The organism is Salegentibacter sp., from assembly GCF_041642575.1.
Lineage (GTDB): Bacteria > Bacteroidota > Bacteroidia > Flavobacteriales > Flavobacteriaceae > Salegentibacter.
Genome location: NZ_JBEPWD010000144.1, coordinates 1 through 3,796 on the forward strand (window position 1 = coordinate 1; position 3,796 = coordinate 3,796).

General features: G+C 41.3%; 5 protein-coding genes. 4 read left to right on the forward strand and 1 reads right to left on the reverse strand.

Features of this window, described 5'->3' with window-relative positions; genetic code table 11:
• The 4 genes from ACESK1_RS12505 to ACESK1_RS12520 all read left to right on the forward strand — a co-directional run.
• Positions 1-428: hypothetical protein (locus tag ACESK1_RS12505; RefSeq protein ID WP_372920518.1), on the forward strand; the 428-nt coding region annotated here is incomplete at its 5' end.
• Between the two features lie 78 nt (positions 429-506).
• Positions 507-1,061, forward strand: a complete 555-nt coding sequence (locus ACESK1_RS12510) for an outer membrane beta-barrel protein (protein WP_372920519.1) — start codon at positions 507-509, stop codon at positions 1,059-1,061.
• 65 nt (positions 1,062-1,126) lie between these two features.
• Positions 1,127-1,546: a type II 3-dehydroquinate dehydratase gene (aroQ, locus tag ACESK1_RS12515; RefSeq protein ID WP_372920520.1), complete on the forward strand. Its 420-nt coding sequence runs from the start codon at positions 1,127-1,129 to the stop codon at positions 1,544-1,546.
• Positions 1,547-1,548: 2 nt separating this feature from the next.
• A complete protein-coding gene (locus ACESK1_RS12520; protein WP_372920521.1) occupies positions 1,549-2,277 on the forward strand; it encodes a diphthine--ammonia ligase in 729 nt (242 codons plus the stop codon).
• A 44-nt stretch (positions 2,278-2,321) separates the two neighbouring features.
• Here ACESK1_RS12520 and lpdA read toward each other — a convergent pair whose 3' ends face one another.
• Positions 2,322-3,713: a dihydrolipoyl dehydrogenase gene (gene lpdA, locus ACESK1_RS12525; protein ID WP_372920522.1), complete on the reverse strand. Its 1,392-nt coding sequence runs from the start codon at positions 3,711-3,713 to the stop codon at positions 2,322-2,324.
• Positions 3,714-3,796: the final 83 nt, after the last annotated feature.

Below are 3,796 nucleotides of genomic sequence, written 5' to 3' on the forward strand. Positions count from 1 at the left end.
GAGATCTGAAATTAGGAATTAACGGAGGCTTACCCGTAGGTGATGCCGAAGATTATTCAAACTTTCAATTGGGAGCAGATGTAGCTTACCTTTTTGGGGTGATGAATGTACTTGAAGTAGGCCCGATGCTAGGCTACTCCAGGTTTTTTGCGGAAGATATAGATACCGGTTTTGGTGAAACGGATGCAGATGATATTAGTTTCCTTCCAATTGCCGCTTCCGGAAGGCTCGGATTAGGAATCGCATTTGTGGGCCTTGACCTGGGATATGCGGTTAGCCTGGTGGATGATGGCGAAGGCGGATTCTACTACAGGCCAAAAATTGGAGTTAGTTTAGGCTTGCTAAATATTATCGGATCGTATCAGGGGATAAGCAATAACGGGGAAAACCTTTCTTCGGTGAATGTTGGATTAGAATTCAGACTTTAATTTTTTTTTCATATTGGAAAATTATGAATCAGTAATTGAATTTTTTCGTTAATTGTAGGGACAAACCTTCAATTCAAAATGTTTAAAAAACTTTTACTAGTTCTGTTCGCCTTTGCTATTTATGAAAGTGCCATGAGCCAGGCGTTTAAAAAGCCTACTGTTGATTTATCAGTCAAGGCCGGATACTTAGCGATAGATCCCTCTTATTCCACATTCTATCCTGAATTAAGTGGGGAGTTCATCACCGGAGAAGCCGGGTTGTTTATAGCGGCTAATTATAAATTTTGGGTGGACCGGTACTTATCGATAAATCCGGAAGTAAGTTTTATTAGCAATAAGGAATCAGTTCATTATCGTGTGGCCGGGCTGGTGGAATACAGCATCCTTTCAACCGGATTATATGTTCTTGGCGGTCCTCAGTTGAATATTCTAAGCGGAAATTCCATGAATTTATATGATAGAGCTGGTTTTGAACTTACCGGGGGAATAGGCTATGATATAAGTCGGTCTTTCTACCTGGAAGGCCGCTACTCCCACGAATTCACCAATCGTTTAAAACCCGAAGCTCCATTTACCGATGATGATTACTACAGGTTTCGCTCATATTCTATAGGTTTGGGGTTTAGGTTTTAGGTCTTTTGGGGGAGAAATTTTGCTTAGATTGGGGGGCGAAATAAATCTTTTGATATCTTTATCCTATGAAGATACTTATCATAAACGGTCCCAATCTAAATCTTCTGGGAACCCGCGAACCCGACACCTACGGAAATAAGAAATTTGAAGATTACTTTGCCGATCTGCAATTCAAATTCAGGGAAGTAGAATTATCCTATTTTCAATCCAATATAGAAGGAGAGATTATAGATGAATTACACCGGGCTGTTGGGCAATTTGATGGTATAGTACTGAATGCCGCTGCTTATACCCATACTTCCGTAGGAATTGGAGATGCCGTTAAGGCCATTGAGGTTGCCGTGGTTGAAGTTCATATTTCCAACACTCATTCCAGGGAAAAGTTTAGACATAAGTCGTTTATCGCGCCTGTAGCTAAAGGCGTTATCTTAGGTTTTGGCCTGCAGGGCTATGACCTGGCTATCCAGAGCTTTGTAAAATCATAGAAATGAAGAAAGCCTATTTAAACTGGAGCAGTGGCAAGGATGCGGCTTTCGCACTTTACCAGGTGCAAAAAGAAGGTGAATTCGATGTTCAGAAATTGGTTTCCACAGTCAATACTGAAACCAATAGAGTTTCGATGCATGGCCTCCGCGTTAAATTGATGCAACAACAGGCCGATGCTATTGGGATCCCGCTTCAGCTTATCAAATTAGACGGGAATGTGAGTATGCAAGCTTATAATGAACTCATGGAAATAGAAACCGAAAAACTTCTCAACGAAGGTTTCAATTACAGCATTTTTGGAGATATATTTTTGGAAGATCTAAGGGAATACCGGGAAAAACAATTGGGGGAAATAGGAATTAAAGCGGTTTTTCCTCTGTGGAAGAAAGATACTTCACAATTGATGCAGGACTTTCTTGAAGCCGGATTTAAGGCGATAGTGGTTTGTGTCAATGCCGAAAAAATAGACAAATCTTTCTGCGGAAGACTGATCGACGAGAGCTTTCTAAAAGATCTGCCTTCTGATGTAGACCCCTGTGGCGAAAATGGTGAATTCCACACCTTCGTTTACGATGGTCCCATTTTCAGGGAACCAATAAGTTTTGAGATAGGGGAGATTGTAGAAAGGAGCTATACCTCTTCCGGGGATAAGGATGATGATTGTTTCAGTGAAAAGAAAGAGAACTGGGACACCCGGTTCTTCTACTGCGATTTGCTTCCAAAAAAATAACCCCGGCATTTCTGCCAGGGTCATCAGAATAAATTATTTCATATTTACAGGTGAATCACCTCGTCGTAGGCAGCTGCTACAGCTTCCATAACGGCTTCACTCATAGTTGGGTGAGGGTGAACAGCTTTTAATACTTCGTGACCTGTGGTTTCAAGTTTTCTACCTAAAACAGCTTCAGCGATCATATCGGTTACTCCGGCGCCAATCATATGGCAGCCTAACCATTCGCCGTATTTGGCATCAAAGATCACTTTTACAAATCCGTCTGGCTTTCCGGAAGCTTTGGCTTTTCCTGAAGCAGAGAACGGGAATTTTCCAACTTTTAGTTCATAACCGGCTTCTTTGGCTTGCTTTTCAGTCATACCAACCGAAGCGATCTCGGGAGTAGCATAGGTACATCCTGGGATATTTCCGTAATCCAGAGGTTCTACTTCCATGCCTTTTATTTTCTCAACACAAAGGATTCCTTCAGCTGAAGCAACGTGGGCAAGGGCAGGACCTTCAACCACATCTCCAATAGCGTAAATTCCGGAAACATTGGTGTTATAAAATTCGTCTACTACAATTTTATCTTTATCGGTTTTAATGCCTAATTCTTCCAGGCCTATATTTTCGATATTGGATTTTATACCAACTGCAGAAAGCACGATTTCAGCTTCAAGGGTTTCTTCGCCTTTTTTGGTTTTAACCTTGGCCTTAATTGTTTTCCCGGAAGTGTCAACGCTTTCTACCGAAGAGTTGGTCATTACCTTAATCCCGGCTTTTTTCACGCTGCGTTCAAATTGCTTTGAAACTTCTTCGTCTTCCAGAGGTACAAGGTTAGGAAGGAATTCAACGATAGTTACGTCAGTACCCATGGCGTTGTAAAAATGCGCGAATTCTACTCCAATGGCACCTGATCCAACCACGATCATAGATTTTGGTTGTTTATCAAGGCTCATCGCCTCGCGGTATCCAATCACTTTTTTACCGTCCTGTTTCAGGCTTGGTAGTTCCCGTGAACGGGCACCTGTTGCAACGATAATGTGATCTGCCTGGTATTCTTTGGTGTTTTTATCTTTATCTGTTACCGCAACTTTTTTACCCGACTTGAGTTTACCAAAGCCTTCAATAACATCGATCTTGTTCTTTTTCATCAGGAATTGAACACCTTTGCTCATTCCATTAGCCACTTCACGGCTTCGTTTTATAACGGCTCCAAAATCCTTATCGGGATTTTCAAGTTTCAGTCCGTAATCTTCGGCGTGTTTAAGGTAGTCGAATACTTCAGCACTTTTAAGCAATGCTTTAGTAGGAATACAACCCCAGTTAAGACAAACTCCACCAAGACTTTCCTTTTCAACAATAGCGGTTTTAAATCCTAGTTGAGAGGCTCTAATGGCGGTTACATAACCTCCCGGGCCACTACCTAAAACAATAATATCATATTTACTCATAGTCGGAAATTTTTATTGCAGTTATAGAAGTTGCGAATTTAAGGAATAATAGCTTAAACTGAAAGTTTTAAAAGGGCTCTGTT

What these genes read in the sequence shown, in the direction of transcription:
- lpdA (WP_372920522.1), bottom strand. Translation starts at nt 3,713, where the DNA reads ATGAGTAAATATGATATTATTGTTTTAGGTAGTGGCCCGGGAGGTTAT.
- aroQ (WP_372920520.1), top strand. Translation starts at nt 1,127, where the DNA reads ATGAAGATACTTATCATAAACGGTCCCAATCTAAATCTTCTGGGAACC.
- ACESK1_RS12520 (WP_372920521.1), top strand. Translation starts at nt 1,549, where the DNA reads ATGAAGAAAGCCTATTTAAACTGGAGCAGTGGCAAGGATGCGGCTTTC.
- ACESK1_RS12510 (WP_372920519.1), top strand. Translation starts at nt 507, where the DNA reads ATGTTTAAAAAACTTTTACTAGTTCTGTTCGCCTTTGCTATTTATGAA.